The sequence below is a fragment of the Pandoraea sp. E26 genome (assembly GCF_000681415.1).
GTDB lineage: Bacteria > Pseudomonadota > Gammaproteobacteria > Burkholderiales > Burkholderiaceae > Pandoraea > Pandoraea pnomenusa.
Window position 1 is genome coordinate 1 of record NZ_AYXJ01000013.1, and the last position, 19,684, is coordinate 19,684.

The window sequence follows — 19,684 nt, forward strand, 5'->3', positions numbered from 1 at the left end:
CGGCGGGCACCGCCAATGCCGCTGCCGGTGGCAAGGCCACCATGGGGCGCGCCACGGCCCGTTGACGCCGGGGCGATCGGCCCGGTCAGGACACGGCGTTAATCTGGATGTGGTAAATGCCCCAGGGACACAAGGCGAACCGCTCCTTGAGCGGCTTGCCCGCGAGCGCCGGAATGTCCGCGGGCTCGTAGACCGCCCAGAGCGGGCCGAGGCCGCCAAGCGCTAGCGGTTTGTCGTCCAGATGCGTCGCCAGCAGGAACCGATACTCGGCCAGTTGCTCCAGCGTGCTCGCCACCACGTAACCATCGATGGCGCGCAAAAGCACCTGCGTCAATGGATGACCGGGCACGCCCACCACTGAGAGCACATCGGTCAGGCGCGGGCCACGCAGCGTGTGCGGCTTCGCGTCGTACTCGAGTGTCGGCCGGATCGTCTGCGCGGGAAGGCGCGCCAGCATCCCGAAGTCGAACGCGAACGCGCCGTCGAACTTCACGAGTTGCTTGTGAAACAGCTGATCCAGCGCGGGATCGACCGGGCCGCGATTGCGGTGGTCGATGGCGCCGCTGATCGTGACGAGGGGTGTCGACGCGGGTGCGCCTGACTGGGCGGATGCCCGGCCCGGCCTGGCCAGCGCGGGCGCCGAGGCGCCGAGCGCCACGGCGCCGGCCAGAAAGTCTCTTTTTTTCATGACGTTGGCGAAAACGGTGGATCATCGTGCGCGCGGCATCGAGCGCCGCGCGCGAAGTCGCACGAGCGTACCACCGATGCCGCGCATCCGGCCAATGTCCAGCGTGTCCGCGATCTTGCGGGGACCTCAGCCAGCCGCCGACTCGAACGTGAAATGCACGCGACCGTCGCGAATGGGCAGGATGTCCGGGCGGTCCTCCCCCACTTCAGCGTCGAGCCGGTCGTTGAGCCGGGCGTTCATCGCCATGAGCAACGCGCCGTTGGCGCGCGAGTCGAGCGCGAGGTTGTTCGACTCTGTCGGATCGGCGTGAAGATCGTAGAGTTCGACGTCATTGTTCGCGAAAAGCGCCTCAAGCGATGTCGGTCGGTTGAACTGCGTCGGAGAGAAGTAGCGCGAGAACCGGTAACGCCCGTCGAACACGCTGCGAATCATGCCCCGATGCCGGAAGTCGGGCTGCCGGGCGATCACGCGACGATGAATTTCCTCGATGGGCATGCCCTTCGTGCGCAAGGTCGCATACTCCTGCGCGACCCACTCGCTGTCATAGAACAGCAGCATGGCGTAGTTGAACAAGGCGTCAGTACGAACGGCATCCACTGCGTGCCGCTCGGGACGCCGCAGCAGGGGCGTGAGATCGTGCCCTCTTACGGCGTCGCCCGCGACGCGCGCAATACCGGCCGCGTCGAGGCCGGTCAGGCCGAGCAGCGTCGGGGTGATGTCCACATGCGAGCTGAGGGCCGCGCATTGCTTGCCGCCCGGATAGGCCGGATGACGAATCACGAGCGGCACGTGGTTCTGCTCACGATATGTCGTCGGCCCCTTGCCGACGAGCTTGTGCGCGCCCACGTGGTCGCCATGGTCCGCGCTCATCACGACGATGGTGTTCTTGTCCAGCCCCAGCTCCCGCAACGTGTCGAGCAGCGTCACCACATGCGTGTCGCAGTCGCGAATGCAGTTGAAGTAATAGTCCTGATACACCTGCAAGCGCGCATCGTCGAGCGGATAGTCGCCGACGAGCACGCCTTCGGACGCGTTGTAGACGCCATGTGCCGCCGGTCGTCCCGGCGCATCGTAGGCCTGCTTGCGGGTGGAGGCGAGCGGCACGTTCCAGTGCGTTTCGTAGAGGCGGTCTTTCGGGGGACGCGCGTTGCCAAGCGTGGGACGGCTGTCGTTCTGCGCATTCACGCCGACCGGATCGGTGTTCAGGAACATGGCGTCGTGCGGATTGACCAGATTGACCGCCATGAACCACGGCTTCGACTCACCGGCGAGCTGAGCGCCACGCCCGCGCAGCCACGATACGGCCGACGACGTCGTCAGCCCATCGTAGGTGTAGCCACCGCGCACGCGTCCGATCAGATCGCCCACGCCAAAGTAATCGTCGAAGCCGTAGGCCTTGATGAGGTCGTGGTATTCCTGCGTCGGCGTGTCGTACGGCGTGTGATTGTGGTGCAGCTTGCCGCTCAGGTGCCATTTGCCAAGATAGGCGGCGTGGTAACCCACGTCGCGCATCATGTGCCCGATCGTGCGGATGTCGGTCGACATGTCCGGTTGCCACGGTATGCCGCAATTGTCGAACACGCGCGTGTGCTGGATGTGCTGCCCCGTGTATACGGTAGAGCGCGAAGGCGAGCAGACACACGCCGCGATCTGATGATTCACGAACGTCACCCCCTCGCGGCGCAGGCGCTCGCGCCCGGGCACCGGGAATGGCCACTTGTCGAAGTGGCGCTCCTGATCCGTGAGAATGAACAGGATGTTGTAGCCCTTGGGCGCCACGGACGGCGCCTCCTGCGCCATGACGTAGCCGTCGTCGTGCGCCCCGCCCGGCGGGCGCGGTCCGTCGGGCGCGGATTTGGCCGCCGCGAGCACTGGCGACGCCAACCCGGCCGAGGCGACGGCCGCACCGGCCTGCTTCAGAAAATGGCGCCGCGATGGGCGACTGCCGGAAAGCGCATCATGGGCCGTCGGCGTGCCTGTTGCCGCACTGGCGGGCGCATCGTCCGACGGATTTCCGGACTCGCCCGGCGTCGATGGGGACTTCCTGAGGGTCATGTGTCTCGCTCCTGAAGGGCGCCCGCGTCGTGTGTCGCGCGGGCTACCGGGATGGGAGTCTCATTATTTGGCTGGACTCGTCACACACCGATGAAAAGTCGCGGTACATTCATTACCAAAATGACATCAATATGTGGCTCGGCCGACCGCCCGCGGCCGCTCCTTACCGCTTCTCGCCAACATGATCGACACCCCCCAAGCGTTGCAGACCGACCGTTCGCACCCTGCCCGCGCAATCCCGGCAGCGCTTCGCAAGCTGCGCATCCGGGATCTGGAAACATTGCGCTGGCTGGGACGAACCCGCAGCTTCGCACGCACCGCCGAAGCCGCCGCCATTACCCAACCCGCGCTCTCCAAATGGCTGCGCGAAATCGAGCAGGCGCTCGGAGTGGCGCTGTTCGAGCGCACCACGCGACGCGTAACCCCGACCGCCTATGGCGATGCACTGCTCGAGCGTGCCGAGCGCATGCTGACAGATCTCGCCGGCGTCGCCCCCGCCCTGGAGGCCTTGCGTGACGGTCTGGCACACCCGGTCAACGTGGGGATTCTGCCGGGCATGGCCAGCGTGCTGATGCCGCAGACGCTCGCCCGGATCGCGCACACTGGCCCGGCCCTGCGCGTCAATCTGTTCGAAGAGACACTCGATCGGCTGCTGCCGCGCGCACGCTGGCACGAAATCGATCTTCTCGTGTGCCGCCTCGACGAGACGGCCATGAACGCGGGTTTCGGCGTCGTTGCGCTCTATGACGACGAAGTCCGTGTCTACGGCGCGAAACACCATCCCCTTGCCGCCAGCACGACACCGAGCTGGGCCGACGCCGCCCGCTACCCGTGGATCGTCCCGCCGCCGGGCACCCCGATGCGGCGCGCCATCGACACCGAATTCGCCCATCAAGGATTGCCGATGCCGAACGTGGTGATGGAATCCGTATCGCTCATGACCAATGCCAGCACCGCGCAAGCCATGCCGTGCCTGTTCCTCGCCTCGACGCTGGGCGTCGCGCGATCACCGCTGCGCGCCGCGCTGCACGACTTCGGACTTCGCTTCGCGCATGTCGCCCCCACAGTAGGCGTGTTGCACGACCCCGCGCCCAATGCGGCGGCACTCACGCTCATCGATCATCTGCGCCATGTCGCCCAAATGCTCTCACCACCAGCATCACGCTCAACATGAATGAAATTGAAGTTAGTTCAAAATAAGAACATTTTCATTCATGAATCGAAGTCTCTATGATCGTCGGCAGGCATTCATTCCAATGGCGACAACGGTCAAGAGAGCACATGGCAAAGACACACAATCTGGGATATCCGCGCATCGGCGCGAAACGCGAACTGAAGTTTGGTCAGGAGGCGTATTGGAAGGGCCAATCGTCACGCGACGAACTCAAGGCGCTTGGCGCGTCGCTGCGCCTGCGCCACTGGCAGGACCAGGCGGCGCTCGATCTGGTGCCGGTCGGCGACTTTGCCTTTTACGACCAGGTGCTCGACATGAGCTTCACGCTGGGCAACCTGCCCGAGCGCGTGCAGGGCTTTCATGGCGATGCACTGGACAATTACTTCCGCGTGGCGCGCGGGCGTTCCGCCCTGGGTACGGATGCGCACGCGCATTGCTGTGGTGGCGTGACCGCCGGCGAAATGACCAAGTGGTTCGATACGAATTATCACTACATCGTGCCGGAATTCACCGCCGCCACGACCTTCGCCCTCGACGCGTCGCGACTCGTCGAGCAAGTTGCTGAAGCTCGCGCCGCCGGCGTGAGGGCGAAGCCCGTGATCATTGGCCCGGTCACGTATCTGTGGCTCGGCAAGGCCAAGGACGACAGCGACAAGCTGGCTTTGCTGCCGCGGCTGCTCCCGGTGTACGCGGCGCTGCTCGAGACATTGGCCGCGCAGGGCGTGGAATGGGTCCAGATCGACGAACCGATTCTCGTCACTGAACTGAGCCCAGAATGGCGCACGGCGTTCGAGACGACGTATGCCGCGCTTGCCGACGCACCGGTCAAGCGCCTGCTGGCCACGTACTTCGGTGAGCTTCAGGACAATCTCCCGCTCGCCTGCCGCCTGCCCGTCGATGGTCTGCACCTGGATGCCGTGAACGCGCGGGGCGAAGTCGACGCTGTTGTCGCCGCCTTGCCCGCACACAGCATCGTGTCGCTGGGCGTGGTCAATGGCCGCAACATCTGGAAGGCGGACCTCGCCGCCACCCTCGACTGGCTCGAGCCGCTCGCGAGCCGATTGGGCGGGCGCCTGTGGATTGCGCCGTCGTGCTCGCTGCTCCATGTGCCCGTCGACCTGGACAGCGAGGAGAAGCTCGACGCGGACATCAAGTCGTGGCTCGCATTCGCCCGGCAGAAGCTGGCCGAAGTCGACGTGCTCGCGCGCGCCATCAATTCAGGGCGCGACGCGGTGGCCGCCGAACTTGCCGCCAACGCCGCAGCCATCGCGAGCCGCCGCGCTTCGCCGCGCGTGCACAACCCCGAGGTGAAGACGGCGGTGGCGAAGATCGAGGCTTCGCTGGGACGCCGCCTGAAGCCGTATGCCGAGCGCGCCCCGAAGCAGGCGGCCAGGCTGAAGCTGCCGCTCTACCCGACCACGACCATCGGTTCGTTCCCGCAAACAGCGGAAATCCGTACCGCCCGCAGCCGCTTCAAGGCGGGCGAGCTGGATCAGGCCGGCTACATCGCGGCGATGCAGGCCGAGATCGCGCGCAGCGTGCGCGAGCAGGAGGCACTGGGGCTGGACGTGCTTGTGCACGGCGAAGCCGAGCGCAACGACATGGTGGAGTACTTCGGCGAGCAACTGGAGGGCTACGCGTTCAGCCAGTTCGGGTGGGTGCAGTCGTACGGTTCGCGCTGTGTGAAACCGCCCATCATGTTCGGTGACATTCGCCGTCCCAAGGCGATGACCGTGGAGTGGATCCGGTACGCCCAGTCGCTCACCGACAAACCGATGAAGGGCATGCTGACCGGCCCCGTCACGATTCTGAACTGGTCCTTCGTGCGCGACGACCAGCCTCGGTCGGTCTCGTGCTTCCAGCTCGCCCTGGCGATTCGCGAGGAGGTGCTCGATCTCGAACGCGCCGGTGTGCGCGTGATCCAGATCGACGAAGCCGCCCTGCGCGAAGGCCTGCCGCTGCGGCGCGCCCAGTGGCAGGCGTATCTGGACTGGGCGGTGGAATCGTTCCGCATCACCGCCAACGGGGTGCGTGACGACACGCAGATCCACACGCACATGTGCTATTCGGAGTTCAACGACATCATCGCGGCAATCGCCGCGATGGACGCCGACGTGATCACCATCGAAACGTCGCGCTCGGACATGGAGTTGCTCGACGCGTTCGACTCGTTCCAGTACCCGAACGAGATCGGGCCGGGCGTGTACGACATCCACTCGCCGAACATCCCGTCCCAGGCGCAAATCGTGGCGCTCATGAAGAAGGCGGCCGAGCGCATTCCCGCCACGCGACTCTGGGTCAATCCGGACTGCGGGCTGAAAACGCGCCAATGGTCAGAAGTGGTCCCGGCGCTGCAAAACATGGTGGCGGCGGCAAGGACGCTGCGCGCGCAATAGGCAACAAACGCGGTGCCCGGCACCCCTCGCGCACCGCGACTTTCTCTGCCCCGGGTCGAAGGGCCGGCCATTGCCGGCCTTTCAACGTTCCAACATCCCCAAGGACAACGCTTTCGAGCCGCCACGGCCAGCCCATGCGCCGCCCACGGACGCCATCGGACCCCGGCCGACCGGATCGCAACGCGATTGTCGCGCCACCGAGGCTGCGCTCCCACATGAAATATCTTTGCTAAGTCATTGTTTAAAGGTGAGTTTTCATGGCATAGTCGCGCGAGTGCACGCAGACGAAAACTAAGTTTCTCCTAAGTTTCGCGCGCTATCGTGCGCCCGTACCGTCGTGTCAGGCGGGCAAGGATTGCGCGTGCGCCGCTGGGGCCACGCGGTGGAGCCTTCGGAAAACATGCGGATATTGCTCGTAGAAGACGACGCCATGATCGGCGAGGCCATGATGCAGGCGCTCAAGGACGCCTCGTACGCGGCCGATTGGTGCCGTGACGGCGATGCCGCCCTCGCTGCGCTCGCCGCGCACACGTACGACCTCATGCTGCTCGACCTGGGTCTGCCGGGGCGTGACGGCTGGGAAGTCCTGCGCGCGCATCGCGGTGCGGGCGGACGCACGCCGATCATCGTGGTGACCGCGCGCGACGGTGCGGAAGACATCATTCAGGGTCTCGATCTCGGCGCCGACGACTTCGTCGTGAAGCCGTTCGAAGTCGGCGAACTGCTCGCGCGCATGCGGGCCGTGATCCGGCGCCAGGCAGGGGTCGCCGTGCCGGTGCTGACCAACGGCGCCCTCGCCCTCGATCCCGCGACGCATCAGGCCACTTACGGCGACATCAGCTGCACGCTCTCGGCAAAGGAATACGCGCTGCTGCACGCGCTCATGCTTCGCCCCGGCACGATTCTCTCTCGCGACGCGCTCGAGCACCGTCTGTACGGCTGGGGCGAGGAGATCGAGAGCAACATGATCGACTTTCTCATTCATTCGATTCGCAAGAAACTGGGATCGGACGTGATCCGCAACATCCGCGGCGCGGGCTGGCTGGTGCCCAAGGCATGATGCGCTCGCTGCAGTCGCGCCTGGTGGTCACGCTCTCGGCCTGCGCGCTGGTGTTGGCGATCGTCGCGGGCTTCGTTTCCTACGCTGCGGCCTTTCGCGAAGCCTATCGCTTCCAGGACGACCAACTGCTGCAACTCGCCGCGCTGGTCGACACCCGCAACCTCGCCGGCGCCGATCACGCCGTGCATGGCCTGCCGATTCAGGACCACGATTACCGCCTGACCGTACAACGGCTCGGGGGCACCTTTCCGGTCACGCTGGCCGACGGTTTCCACACCGTCAACACCGGCGGGCACACGTGGCGCGCGTTCGTGCGTACCGTCGAACCCGACTTGCGCATCGTCGTCGCCCAACCGACCGAGGGCCGCAACGAGATCGCCCGCAACAGCGGCCTGCGCACGGCCTTGCCCTTCATCGTCTTCGTGCCACTGCTGATTCTGGCCATCGTGTGGACGGTGCGCCGTGCATGGCGCCCCGTGCAACGGCTGGCGGCCGAGGTCGACACCCGGCGGGACACGGACCTGCGGGCGCTAGCCACGCAAGGCGCGCCGACCGAAATCGAGCCGTTCATCGTATCCATCAACCGACTGCTGGCACGTCTGGCCAAGGCGCTCGACGAGCAGCGCCGGTTCGTGGCGGACGCCGCGCACGAACTGCGCTCGCCGATCACGGCGCTGGTCATCCAGTCGGAGAACCTCGACCGGGCGCTCGCGCCCACGAGCATCGACGCCGAGACCCGCAACCGCCTGACCAAGCTCAAGAGCGGCTTGCAGCGCACCCGCACCCTGCTCGAGCAGTTGCTGACGCTCGCCCGCGCGCAAAGCGCGCCGACGGCGCCCGCCGCGCCGCTCGCGCTGCTGCCGGCCGTGCACGAGGCGCTGGAAGACGTGTTCGTGCTGGCCGACCGCAAGCAGATCGCCCTGAATCTCGTCGGCCCGACGCTCGGCGTGCCGGGCCGGCCGAACCTGCGCGTCGTAGGCGTCAAACGCGACATCGTGACATTGCTGGGCAATCTCGTCGGCAATGCCGTGCGATATACCCCGGCGGGCGGTACCGTCTCGGTTCGGTTGTCATCCTCCGGCCCTGACGTCGTCATCGACGTCATCGACTCGGGGCCCGGCATCGATGCCGACAAGCGCGAGCGCGTCTTCGACGCCTTTTACCGGGCGACCGACCAGCGCGAATCGCGCGAGCATGGCGGAGAAGGCACGGGCCTGGGTCTGGCCATCGTGCGCGCGATCGTCGACCGCCTCGGCGGTCATATGCAGCTGAAAGACGCGAGCCCGACACCGCCACGCGGGCTTCACGTTCGCGTGAGTCTGCCCAATCCGGATATTTCGCAACCGCCAAGTCGTTGATTGCCGCAAGACACCGTTAAACTGCCGTACCCCATTCATCAAGACCGGAAGCCTCGTATTCATGTCCATACGTTCTCAACGTGACGCCGGGTTGGAACCCTGGCCGATCTCCCCCACCGCCCTGCTCTGGCTGCTTGCCGTGTTCGCGTTGGTCTGGTTCGGTGTGCTGAACCTGCGCCACCTGGTCCCCAGCGACGAAGGCCGATACGCCGAGATGGCTCGCGAAATGCTCGCCACGGGCGACTGGGTCACGCCGCGTTACAACGGCTATCTGTACTTCGAGAAGCCGCCGCTGCAGACCTGGATGAACGCGCTCACGTTCATGATCTTCGGCCTCGGCGACTGGCAGGCCCGCCTGTGGACGGCGCTGACCGGCTTCGGCGGCGTGCTGCTCGTGGGCTACACCGGCCGTCGCATTTTCGGCGCACGCGCGGGATTCTTCGCCGCACTCACGCTCGCCAGCGCCCCGCTGTGGGCGCTGCTCGGCCATTTCAACGTGCTGGACATGGGCCTGTCGTTCATGATGGCGCTCGTGCTGTGCTCGCTGCTGCTTGCCCAGCGGCCCGGCCTGACCGACACGCAAACCCGCAACTGGATGTGGCTGTGCTGGCTCGCCATGGGGCTGTCGATCCTCAGCAAGGGGTTGATCGGCGTGGTGCTGCCCGGGGCGGTGCTGGTGATCTACACGTTGATCTCGCGCGACTGGGCGTTATGGAAGCGGCTGCACATCGCGAGCGGCCTGATCGTGATGCTGGCCGTCACGGTGCCGTGGTTCGCCGCGGTAATGGCACGCAATCCGTCGTTCTTCGACTTCTTCTTCATCAACGAACACTTCAACCGCTTCCTCAAGCCGGATCACCATCGTCCCGGCGCGCTCTGGTATTTCGTACCGGTGCTGATCGTGGGCTTCCTGCCCTGGCTGTCGATGATTCCGCGCACGATCTCCGCTTCCCGTGCGGTACCCCGTCAGGCCAACGGCTTCCGACCGGTGTTGATGATCACCGTGTGGACCGTCTTCATCTTCTGCTTCTTCTCGATCTCGCACTCGAAGCTCATCTCGTATGTGCTGCCGATCGCGCCGTCCATCGCCTTGCTGTTCGGGCTGGGGCTTGCCGGCATGTCGCGCGAATCGCTTCGCAAGCATCTGATCGTGTCCGCCGTGCTGTTCGTGGCAACGATCGTGACTTGCCTCGTTTTCCTGTCCCATCATTCGGACAGCCGCAACCCGGTCGAAGCGTATCGTCAGTTCTCGTATTACCTGTACGCGGCAAGTTTCGTGGGGCTGATCGGTCTGGGCGTCACGCGCTGGCTCAGCTCCCGTAGCGCCAAGCAGGCGTTGATCGCCTTCGCCGGCACGTGGCTGGCGTTCACGATGATCGGGGGAACGGGTCACGAAGCGTTCGGGCGCGGCAGCTCGGGCATCGACCTCGTACCCGCCGTGCGCGCGGAAATGGAGCGACTCGGGCCGGACACGCCGTTCTATTCGGTGGGCACGCTCGACCACACCATGCCGTACTACCTGCGCCACACGATGATCATGGTGGCCGTGCAGGACGAACTCGAATTCGGCATATCTCAGGCGCCGGACAGCTGGATTCCGACGCTCAACAAGTTTGCCGAGGTCTGGATGTCAGCGCCCAAGGCGCTCGCGCTGGTCGATCCGGAGAAGTTCACTGTCCTCGAGACGCTGGGACTGCCGATGAAGGTCATCGCCCGCGACAATCGCCGGGCCATCATCGAGAAGCCGATGCCCGCCGACGCGCCGGCACCGGGTGTTGCACCGGCAGCCAACTGAGCCTCACGAGCCCGATGGCAGGGCCAATGAAAAATGGCCGGGAGCGATCTTCGCCCCGGCCATTTTTCTTTTCCTTTCAATAAGCTAGCGAACTTACTTCGCCTTCTTCTTCACGCCGACCGGCTTGGCCGGACCGACCGACACGCCGGCCTCGGCGGTCAGCATCAGGAACGTGAACGTCTCTTCCAGGTACAGACGAACCGTCGTGGCCGTGTGGTCCAGGTAGCCGATCGACACGTCCTGACCGATGTGCATCTCGTAGTCGCCGCCGCGCGTGGAGACGATGCAGCCGCCATCGATGGCCGGCGCCCAGATGATCTCGCCGCTCACGATATGGCCGATGTGCTCCAGAATCGGGTACCCCTGATCGTTGGCCTCGGCCACGGCCGTGTAGGCATCCGCGCCGAGCAGCACGCTGTACGGGCCGTCCACGCCTTCCAGACGCAGTTGCTCGAGCGCCTTGGCGATCACCGTCGGATAGTCCGCGATATTGTCCGGCAGCGGCAGCACCGGGTTCGACGTGCCTTCGCGCACGCCCGTGATTCGGGCAGCCGGATAGCCGTCGAAAATCGCGCGATCCTCGGCATACGCCAGCTTGATGGCGGCGTCCTTGGCTGGTTGCCAATCCGAGTCGTTCGCGCCGCGCTCGACGTCGTCGATCGCTTCGCGCGAGAGTTCGAACGGCACTCGCAGTGCCACGAGCGGCATCACTTCGCGCTGACGCGCGCCCACGCCGTCGAGCGGCGCGTCGATGGCCGTCTGATGGCCGGTGCCCACGCCGGCGAGCGACAGGCCACCGGGACCCTTGACGTCGACGACACGGCGGCCGGCGACGGTACGCTTGAACGTGCGTGCCACCTCTTCTTCGATCTGCGCCCATGCGGCGCTCGAAATGGGGGCCAGTTCGCGATGCAGGTTATTCATGCCTGAGATACTCCTTTAAGCGATCCGATTTGCAGTGAGCCGTCCGCCGGCGCGGGGCTCGGTGAAATGAGAGACGACACCGTCACATCGACCACGGGTGTGGACGTCGACGGCGTGTCGATGAGGGTGCGGATGGATTCCGGTCCGGCTTCCGCCAGCGGCGCCTCGCGCTCGGCGAGCGCTTCGAGCATCGGCACCGAGGGGACGAAGAACAGACCGCCGGTCACGGCGTTGCTGAAGTCGAGCAATCGGTCGTAGTTACCCGGCGGACGGCCCACGAACATGTTTTCCAGCATCTGTTCGATGGGCCGGGGCGAGCGCGCGTAACCGATGAAATACGTGCCGAACTCAGCGGATCCGGGACGACCGAACGGCATGTTGTCGCGCAGGATCTTGATCTCCTTGCCGTCTTCTTCCAGCGTGGTGAGCGCGCTGTGGGACCAGCTTGGCTTGACCCCGTCGTCGAGCTCCACGTCGCTGAGCTTGGTGCGGCCGATGATGCGTTCCTGCGCCTCGACCGGCAGCGCGTTCCAGCCGGCCATGTCGTGCAAATACTTCTGCACCAGCACGTAGCTGCCGCCCGCGAATTCGGGATCTTCGTCGCCCATCACCGTGAACTCGAGCGCCTCCTGGCCCTCCGGGTTCTCCGTGCCGTCGACGAAGCCAATCATGGCGCGCATGTCGAAATAGCGGAAACCGTGCACCTCGTCGACCACCGTGACGGCATCGCCCAGCTTGTTCAGCAAGAGCGTGGCGAGTTCGAAGCACAGATCCATCTGCTCGGCACGGATGTGCAGCAGCAGGTCGCCGGGCGTGGCCGGCGCGTGGCGTTTGCCGGCGCCGAACTCGCGAAACGGATGGAGCTCGGCAGGACGCGGATCGCCGAACAGGCGCCCCCAGGCGTTGTCGCTGAAGCCGACGACACACGAGAGGTTGCCGGACGGCACGCGCTTGCCGACGGCGCGGACATAGGCGCCCACATCGGCGCACCAGCCGCGCACGTTCGCATGGGCGGCAGGATCGTCGCGCACGGTGGCCACGAGAAAGATTGCGCTACGGGTGACGGTGCCGGAAACCGGCTGTGGTTCCGGAGGGGAAGTCGGACGTTCGGTCATTGCGTTCCTGCGTGGGGCTTGAGTTCGTGACGCCGGTTGCCGCAACCTCGGATCGAACGGCGACCTTAGGCTATCGGTTGGCGACTTTCAGTACGTCAACTTTATCACGCAACAGACCGTAATACGCCACCGCTGTCGATACAACGTGGCGTAAAGCCTTATGCGACAAGGCTTTGCGCCAGTACGCGGCAATTCTGTCAATTTCGCCATTTTCGCGCCATTTTGGCGTTGGGGCGTCGCCCATACCATGGCAGCGTTCCGTTCCGGCACCGGTGCGGCGCCGCATCGCGCGCGCCGGTCGGCCCTTGTCCTTACGCTTGCGACTGCGCCCGAGCGCGATTGAATCATGTGGATTGTCAACGTTGCGCTCAAACGGCCATACACGTTCATCGTGATGGCCATTCTGATTCTGCTCGCCACCCCACTCGCGCTCATGCGCACCCCGGTCGACGTGCTGCCGGAGATCAATATCCCGGTGATCAGTGTCATCTGGACCTATAACGGCCTGTCCGCGCAGGACATCGCCGATCGGATGATCTCCGGCAACGAACGCGGACTCACGACCACCGTCAACAACATCGAGCACATCGAATCGCAGTCGCTGCCCGGCATCGGAATCATCAAGATCTTTCTGCAACCGACCGCCAATTTCCAGACTGCCCTCGCTCAGGTCGTGGCCGTCGAGCAGGCGCAGGTCAAGCAAATGCCCCCCGGCGCGACACCGCCGCTCATCATCAGTTACTCGGCGTCGTCCATCCCGGTGATGCAGCTTGGCCTGTCGAGCCCCAGCCTGTCGGAGCCCGCGCTCAACGACACGGCCCTGAACTTCCTGCGCCCCCAACTGGTGACGATTCCCGGCGCCGCGGTGCCGTACCCCTACGGCGGCAAGACCCGCCTGATCTCGGTCGACATCGACTCGCGGGCCCTGCTCGCCAAGGGTCTGACGGCGCAGGACGTGGTGGCCGCCGTCAATGCGCAGAACCTGATCCTGCCCACCGGCACGGCCAAGATCGGCCCGCGCGAGTACACCGTCGACATGAACGGCTCTCCGCCAACCGTTGAAGGGCTGAACAACATTCCGGTGCGCACGGTCAACGGCGCGACGACCTACCTGCGCGAAGTTGCCCACGTCCGCACCGGTTTCTCGCCGCAGACCAACATCGTTCGCCAGAACGGCCAGCGCGGCGTGCTGATCTCCGTGATGAAGACGGGCGACGCCTCGACGCTCTCGGTGGTCGACTCGCTCAAGGCCCTGTTGCCCGAAGCACGCGCGGCCTTGCCGGAAGATCTGCACATCTCCGCATTGTTCGATCAGTCGGTCTTCGTGAAGGCCGCCGTGCAGGGCGTGATCCACGAAGCGCTGATTGCCGCCGCGCTCACCGCGGCCATGATCCTGCTGTTTCTCGGCAACTGGCGCAGCACGTGCATCATCGCGATCTCGATTCCGCTGTCGATCCTCTCCTCTTTGCTGGCGCTGCATGCCCTCGGGCAGACCATCAACATCATGACGCTGGGCGGGCTGGCGCTGGCCGTCGGGATTCTCGTGGATGACGCGACCGTCACCATCGAGAATATCGAGCGCCACCTGCACATGGGCACGCCGTTGCACGAGGCCATTCTCGAAGGGGCGGGTGAAATCGCCGTGCCGGCGCTCGTCTCGACACTCTGTATCTGCATCGTGTTCGTGCCGATGTTCTTCCTCACGGGTGTGGCCCGATACCTGTTCGTGCCGCTTGCCGAGGCAGTGGTGTTCGCCATGCTCGCGTCGTACATCCTGTCGCGCACGCTGGTGCCCACACTGGCCATGCTGCTCATGGGGCACGCGCATCAGGCCGATCCGAATGCCCGGCCCGGCGCCTTCCGACGCCTGCATCAGCGCTTCGACGCCGCCTTCGAGCGCATGCGCGGGGCCTACATCTCGGTGCTCTCGACCCTGCTCGTGCGCCGCCGGGTGTTCGCCACGAGCTTCCTGGCATTCTGCGTGCTCTCGATGGGGCTGGTGTTCGTGCTCGGATCGGACTTCTTCCCGTCGGTCGATGCCGGCAACATCCGCATGCACATGCGCGCACCGACGGGTACCCGCATCGAGGAAACGGCGCGGCTGGCCGACGAGGTCGAGAAAGTCGTTCGGGAAATCGTTCCGGCCAACGAGCTGGAGACGATTCTGGACAACCTCGGCCTGCCGTACAGCGGGATCAACCTGTCGTACAGCAACGCCGGCACCATCGGCACGCTCGACGGCGAGATCCAGATCGCGCTCAGGCCCGGCCACCAGCCCAGCGCGACCTACATCGACAAGTTGCGCGCGATCCTGCCGCAACGCTTCCCCGGCGTGGAGTTCTTCTTTCAACCCGCCGACGTCGTCACGCAGATTCTCAACTTCGGCCTGCCCGCGGCCATCGACATCCAGATCAGCGGCAACCAGCAACTGGCGAACTTCGGGGTTGCAACGAAGTTGCTCAAGCAGGTCCGTCTGGTACCCGGCACGGTCGACACGCACATCCAGCAACGGATCAACGCGCCGGCGCTGCACCTGGACATGGACCGCACCCGCTTGCAGCAACTTAACCTGAATGCCAATGCCGTGGCCCAGAACGTGCTGATCTCGCTCTCGGGCAGCTCGCAGACGTCGCCGGGCTTCTGGTTCAACCACCAGAACGGCGTGGAGTACAGCCTTTCGGTGCAATCGCCACAGTACCGCATCAGTTCCATCGACGACCTGCTGCGCCTGCCGGTCGCGGGCACGGGCAACAACGGCCAGCCCCAGTTGCTCGCCAACTTCGTTCAAGTCCGGCCGCAAGAGCGATTTGCCGTGGTTAGCCACTACAACATCCGGCCGGTCATCGACATTTTCGTGAGCGTGGAAGGCCGCGATCTCGGGAGCGTGGCGCGCGACATCGACAAGCTGGTGGTCCAGGCGCGCAAGGATCTGCCGCGCGGCAGCCAGATCGTGGTGCGCGGTCAGGTCAGCACCATGCAAAGTTCGTATTTCGGGCTGGGCGTGGGCGTGGCGATGGCCATCGTGCTCGTGTATCTGCTGATCGTGGTGAATTTCCAGTCGTGGGTCGATCCGCTCATCATCGTGAGCGCCCTGCCCGCCGCCCTCGCCGGCATCGTCTGGATGCTCTTTCTCACGGGCACGCGACTCTCCGTGCCCGCGCTCACGGGGGCCATCATGACGATGGGCGTAGCCACGGCCAACAGCATTCTCGTGGTCGCCTTCGCGCGGCAACGGATGGAGGCCGGCATGGCGCCGCTCAAAGCCGCGCTGGAGGCTGGCGCGAGCCGGATCCGACCGGTGCTGATGACGGCGCTGGCCATGATCATCGGCATGGTGCCGATGGCGCTTGGGCTGGGCGAAGGCGCCGAACAGAATGCCCCGCTGGGCCGGGCCGTGATCGGCGGCCTGCTGTTCGCCACGATCTCCACACTGTGCTTCGTGCCGCTGGTCTTTGCGGGCGTGCACACCCGACTCGTTCGGCGCAGGGCGCGGCGAGCGGTACAAGGCCAGCGCACCGAGACCGGCGGTTCGGGCAGGCCCGCGAGAGACGCCGGCGATGGCGACGATGGCGACGATGGCGCCACCTGAGCCCAGATCGCACAACGACCGACACCTCGCCTACCAGATGACAAAGCATTGACGGGTTGAACGACATGACCGAGAAACATCACGCCGAACTGGCCATTCCGGAGCACGACCCCGCCGACGGCAGGCAGATTCCGCCGCGCCAGGGTGAATTCCGCCGCGCGAAAATCGTGCTGATTGTCGTGGCGTTGCTGCTTGCGGCGGGTGCCGCGCGCACCATCGTCGCCAACGTGCTCCAGCGACGGGCCGTGGCCAGCGCCACGCTGGAAAACGCCAGGCAGTACGTGAGCGTTGTCACGCCGCATGCCAGCGCCGCGAGCGAGACCGTGCTGCCCGCCACGCTGCGCGGCGCCGTCGAGTCGCCGATTTACGCCCGGGCGACCGGCTATCTGCTGCACCGCTATGTCGACATTGGCGCGCGCGTGAAGTCGGGGCAGTTGCTGGCCGACCTCGACACACCGGAAATCGACCAGGAGCTCGCTCAGGCCATCGCCCAGCGCAACCAGATCAACGCCAGCCTGGGGCTCGCGAAATCATCGCTCGAGCGGTGGCAGCAACTGCGCCAGCGCGATGCCGTCTCCCAGCAGGAACTCGACGAGCGTCAGAGCGCCTACACGCAAGGAATGGCGAATCTCGCCGCGGCCGACGCCAACGTCAAACGGCTGCAGCAGCTGGAATCGTTCAAGCGGATCGTGGCCCCGTTCGATGGCGTGATCACGCAGCGCAACGTCGACGTCGGCGATCTCATCGATGCCGGCAGCGGCAACAGCCGCGCGCTGTTCTCGCTGGCACAGACGGACCCGCTGCGGGTCTACGTCCAGGTGCCGCAGGCCTATGCGCAAGGCGTGGCGGTCGGCCAGCCTGTGGTGGTCACGCAGGCCGAACTGCCCGGCCGGCATTTCCACGGCACGATCACCCACGTTTCCGGAGCCATCGACGTGGCGACGCGCTCGCTGCAAATCGAAGCGGCGCTGCCCAACCCCGACGGCGAATTGCGCCCGGGCGCCTACGTGCAACTGGCGTTGCCCAATACCACGCAGGCGCATCTGAGCGTGCCCGCCAATGCGTTGCTGTTTCGCGCGGAAGGCCCGCGCGTGGCGGTCGTGGACGATCGGGGCATCGTGCATCTGAACAAGATCGTGATTGCGCGGGACCTCGGACAGACGCTGGAACTCGCCGACGGCGTATCGGCTACTGATCGCGTCATTGTCAACCCGAGCGACTCGATCGACGACGGCGACCACGTGATGGCCAAGGCGCTGGCCGTCAAGGCGCCGACCGGTGGCCGGGCGTCGGGCACGTCTCAGGGAGACAAATCGTGACCCTCGGCACGCACCGCGCCAAGCGGCCGGGACATTCGAGACGATTGGCCTGCCTTCGGTCATGCGCATCGGTGTTCGCCGCCGCGGCGGCGCTCGCGGGGTGTGCGGTCGGTCCCGACTACCATCGGCCCGACGTTGCCGCCCCGCCCGGCTGGAAGACCGACGGATTCTGGCGACTCGCGCAGCCATCGCACGCACCGTTGCAGCCCGACTGGTGGAAGGCGTTCGACGAACCCGCGCTCGACGCGCTCGAGACGCAGGCGCTTTCGCGCAACCAGACGCTCGCCGCCGCCGTGGCGCACTACGACCAGGCGCAGGCCGCGCTGGCGGGTGTCTCCGCCCAGCGTCTCCCCGAGATCGACGCATCTGTCGGACTGGCGCGACAGCGCATTTCGGCAAACCGTCCGCTCACGAGTTATTCGTCGACAAGCATGTCGACGGTGCAGAACAACGTGCAGATCGGCCTTGGCGTGTCATACGATACCGATCTCTTCGGGCGAATCCGCCGTCAGGTCGAGGGCGCGCGGGCGAGCGCCGAACAGGCGGGCGATGATCTCGCCAATGCCAGGTTGGTCCTCACGACGCAACTGGCGAGTGCCTATTTCCAGTTGCGCGGGCTCGATGCCGAGATCCGCGTGCTCGACGAATCGGTGGCGCTACAACAGCGCGCGCTCGATTACGTGGGCGCGCAGCACGATCTGGGGGCGGTCTCGGGACTGGACGTTCTCCAGCAAAAATCGCAGCTCGACGCAACGCGCGTGCAGGCCAGGTTGCTTCATCAGCAGCGCGACCAGTACGAGCACGCGATTGCCGCGCTCGTCGGCGTGCCCGCCCCTGCCTTCTCCGTGCCGGCGGGGGCGCTGCCCGCGTCGCTGCCGCCGATTCCGCTCGGCGTGCCGAGCGACGTGCTGCAGCGGCGCCCGGACGTGGCCTCCGCCGAGCGCAGCATGGCCGCCGCGAACGCGCAGATCGGCGTGGCAAAAGCGGCGTTCTTCCCCAGCCTGACGCTCAATCCGGGCATCGGCTGGCAAAGCACGGAGTTCGCCAACCTCCTCTCGGCGCCAAGTCTGCTCTGGACGCTGGGGACGATGGCCACGCAGGCGATCTTCGATAGCGGACGCCGTCAGGCGGGGGTCGATTACGCCAGCGCGGGCTACCGCGCCGTTGAGGCGAACTACCGCCAGACGGTACTCACCGCCTTCGAGCAAGTGCAGGACGGCGTGAGCGGGCTGTCGGTGCTCGACGCCGCCGCACATGAATCGCGGGCCGCGGTGGTCGACGCCCAGCGGCTGCTGAGTCTGGCCAACGATCGCTATTCGGGCGGCCTCACCGCCTATCTGAGCGTGATCACGGCGCAACAGGCGCTGCTCGCGAGCGAGCGTCAGGACGTCCAGATTCGCGTGCAGCAATGGGTGCTGTCGGTGGCGCTTATCAAGGCGCTGGGCGGCGGATGGCAACCTTCGGACGCATCCTCTGACTCGTATAATGCGCAAAGATGAGGTGACGAAATGAAAGTACTGATCGTTGAAGACGAACACAAGGTCGTGGACTACCTGCGCACGGGGCTGACCGAGCAAGGGTGGGTGGTCGATGTGGCGCTCGATGGCGAGGAAGGCACGCATCTGGCACTCGAGTTCGACTACGACGTGATCGTGCTCGACGTCATGCTCCCCAAGCGCGACGGCTTCGCCGTGCTCGGCTCGCTGCGCGAGCGAAAGTCCACGCCTGTCATCATGCTCACGGCACGCGATCATGTGAACGATCGCGTGCGCGGCCTGCGCGAAGGCGCGGACGACTATCTCACCAAGCCGTTCTCTTTCATCGAACTGGTGGAGCGGCTCCACGCACTGGCACGCCGCACGCGTGTACAGGAGTCGACGCTGATCTCGGTCGGGGACCTCTATGTCGACCTGATCGGCCGGCGCGCCTCGCGCGAGGGCCAGCGGCTCGATCTCACGGCCAAGGAATTCCAGTTGCTTTCGGTCCTGGCACGGCGTCAGGGCGACATCCTGTCGAAGACGGCCATCACGGAACTGGTCTGGGACGTGAACTTCGACAGCCACACGAACGTGGTGGAAACCGCGATCAAGCGCTTGCGCGCCAAGCTCGACGGCCCGTTTCAGACGAAACTGCTGCACACGGTTCGCGGCATGGGCTACGTGCTGGAGGTGCGCGAGGCCTGAGCGCCACGCGCCCGGATACGCCCAACGC

The 19,684-nt window shown here is 65.5% G+C and carries 13 protein-coding genes; 9 read left to right on the plus strand and 4 right to left on the minus strand.

The features are described 5' to 3' along the window. Window positions 1–85: 85 nt before the first annotated feature. A complete protein-coding gene (locus tag W930_RS0109475) occupies window positions 86–688 on the minus strand; it encodes a molybdopterin-dependent oxidoreductase (protein ID WP_023596079.1) in 603 nt (200 codons plus the stop codon). Window positions 689–814: 126 nt separating this feature from the next. After that, the gene (locus tag W930_RS26795) at window positions 815–2,743 is read right to left on the minus strand and encodes a sulfatase-like hydrolase/transferase (protein ID WP_023874261.1); all 1,929 of its coding nucleotides are present in this window, start codon (window positions 2,741–2,743) and stop codon (window positions 815–817) included. Window positions 2,744–2,924: 181 nt separating this feature from the next. Between W930_RS26795 and W930_RS26805 the strand changes: the two genes are divergently transcribed. The 5 genes from W930_RS26805 to W930_RS0109505 all read left to right on the plus strand — a co-directional run bounded on the left by W930_RS26805 (window position 2,925) and on the right by W930_RS0109505 (window position 10,526). Continuing rightward, on the plus strand, window positions 2,925–3,917 hold the full coding sequence (locus tag W930_RS26805; protein WP_023874259.1) for a LysR substrate-binding domain-containing protein: 993 nt from the start codon (window positions 2,925–2,927) through the stop codon (window positions 3,915–3,917). 107 nt (window positions 3,918–4,024) lie between these two features. Next, window positions 4,025–6,313: a 5-methyltetrahydropteroyltriglutamate--homocysteine S-methyltransferase gene (metE, locus tag W930_RS0109490; protein ID WP_023596082.1), complete on the plus strand. Its 2,289-nt coding sequence runs from the start codon at window positions 4,025–4,027 to the stop codon at window positions 6,311–6,313. Window positions 6,314–6,713: 400 nt separating this feature from the next. Further along, window positions 6,714–7,373 (plus strand): response regulator transcription factor, encoded by a 660-nt coding sequence (locus W930_RS0109495; RefSeq protein ID WP_023596083.1) that lies wholly within the window; start codon window positions 6,714–6,716, stop codon window positions 7,371–7,373. Next, the gene (locus tag W930_RS0109500) at window positions 7,370–8,731 is read left to right on the plus strand and encodes a HAMP domain-containing sensor histidine kinase (protein WP_048806339.1); all 1,362 of its coding nucleotides are present in this window, start codon (window positions 7,370–7,372) and stop codon (window positions 8,729–8,731) included. Before W930_RS0109495 ends, W930_RS0109500 begins: the two co-directional genes overlap by 4 nt. A 61-nt stretch (window positions 8,732–8,792) precedes the next feature. After that, window positions 8,793–10,526: a glycosyltransferase family 39 protein gene (locus W930_RS0109505; RefSeq protein ID WP_051610639.1), complete on the plus strand. Its 1,734-nt coding sequence runs from the start codon at window positions 8,793–8,795 to the stop codon at window positions 10,524–10,526. Window positions 10,527–10,619: 93 nt separating this feature from the next. Here W930_RS0109505 and W930_RS0109510 read toward each other — a convergent pair whose 3' ends face one another. Beyond that, window positions 10,620–11,450: a family 1 encapsulin nanocompartment shell protein gene (locus tag W930_RS0109510; RefSeq protein ID WP_023596086.1), complete on the minus strand. Its 831-nt coding sequence runs from the start codon at window positions 11,448–11,450 to the stop codon at window positions 10,620–10,622. Continuing rightward, a complete protein-coding gene (locus W930_RS0109515) occupies window positions 11,447–12,565 on the minus strand; it encodes a Dyp-type peroxidase (protein ID WP_023874253.1) in 1,119 nt (372 codons plus the stop codon). Before W930_RS0109515 ends, W930_RS0109510 begins: the two co-directional genes overlap by 4 nt. A gap of 346 nt (window positions 12,566–12,911) precedes the next feature. On the opposite strand from W930_RS0109515, the gene W930_RS26810 reads away from it, so the two are divergent. From W930_RS26810 to W930_RS0109535, 4 genes are all read left to right on the plus strand, one after another. Beyond that, window positions 12,912–16,154, plus strand: coding sequence for an efflux RND transporter permease subunit (locus W930_RS26810; protein ID WP_023874252.1), 3,243 nt, complete (start codon window positions 12,912–12,914; stop codon window positions 16,152–16,154). Between the two features lie 65 nt (window positions 16,155–16,219). Beyond that, window positions 16,220–17,473, plus strand: coding sequence for an efflux RND transporter periplasmic adaptor subunit (locus W930_RS0109525; protein WP_023874251.1), 1,254 nt, complete (start codon window positions 16,220–16,222; stop codon window positions 17,471–17,473). Window positions 17,474–17,517: 44 nt separating this feature from the next. After that, window positions 17,518–18,972: an efflux transporter outer membrane subunit gene (locus tag W930_RS0109530; RefSeq protein ID WP_028730942.1), complete on the plus strand. Its 1,455-nt coding sequence runs from the start codon at window positions 17,518–17,520 to the stop codon at window positions 18,970–18,972. A gap of 9 nt (window positions 18,973–18,981) precedes the next feature. Then, window positions 18,982–19,656 carry a heavy metal response regulator transcription factor gene (locus tag W930_RS0109535; RefSeq protein ID WP_023596091.1) on the plus strand — a complete coding sequence of 225 codons (675 nt, stop codon included), beginning with the start codon at window positions 18,982–18,984 and terminating at the stop codon, window positions 19,654–19,656. Window positions 19,657–19,684: the final 28 nt, after the last annotated feature.